General features: G+C 57.9%; 1 protein-coding gene. It reads left to right on the top strand.

Translation table 11 applies throughout. The features are described 5' to 3' along the window. Position 1: 1 nt before the first annotated feature. Positions 2 to 726 (top strand): enoyl-CoA hydratase-related protein (locus INT22_RS10685; protein ID WP_446718944.1); only part of this gene is annotated, 725 nt, incomplete at its 3' end.

Below are 726 nucleotides of genomic sequence, written 5' to 3'. Positions count from 1 at the left end.
CCTGACGTTAAACCGCCCAGAGGTGCATAACGCCTTTGACGACAGCCTGATCGCTGAACTAAACGCCCATCTAGACGAGTTGCACGCGTTGGCCAACGCCGGTGACGTTCGGGTGGTGGTGCTTGGCTCTGAGGGTAAAAGTTTTTCTGCGGGCGCTGATCTCAACTGGATGAAGCGCATGGTCGATTACGGCCTGGAAGACAATCTAGCGGACTCACGCAAACTGTCAGCGCTTATGTTCGGGTTAGACACCCTGCCTTGCCCTACTGTTTGCCGAGTTCAGGGGGCGGCCTTTGGTGGCGCGGTGGGTCTAGCCGCCTGTTGCGATCTGGTCGTCGCTTCAGATAAAGCTAAATTCTGCCTGTCGGAAGTCAAAATTGGCCTATCGCCCGCGGTGATTAGCCCTTATGTTCAGCGCGCGCTTGGCGAACGCCAAATGCGCCGTTACGCACTCACTGCTGAAGTGATGGATGCGCCAACAGCGATGGCGCTCGGCTTGGTTCACCAAGTGGTGGAGCACGATGCCTTGGATAGCGCCGTAGACGCCATGCTCGACACCCTGCTGAGTGGCTCTCCCCAAGCCCAACGGGCAACCAAAGCACTGCTGGCAAGCGTGGCTCAGGCACCCGACAGCGACGCCACCCGAGAACACACCTGCCAAGTGATCTCCAAACTGCGGGTGAGCCAAGAGGGTCAAGAGGGCTTAGCTAGCTTTTTTGAAAAGCG

Source organism: Halomonas sp. 3D7M (assembly GCF_014897885.1).
In the GTDB taxonomy this organism is placed as follows: Bacteria; Pseudomonadota; Gammaproteobacteria; order Pseudomonadales; family Halomonadaceae; genus Vreelandella.
The sequence above is the reverse complement of the archived record's forward strand: the minus strand, read 5'-3'. Positions and strand labels throughout refer to the sequence as shown.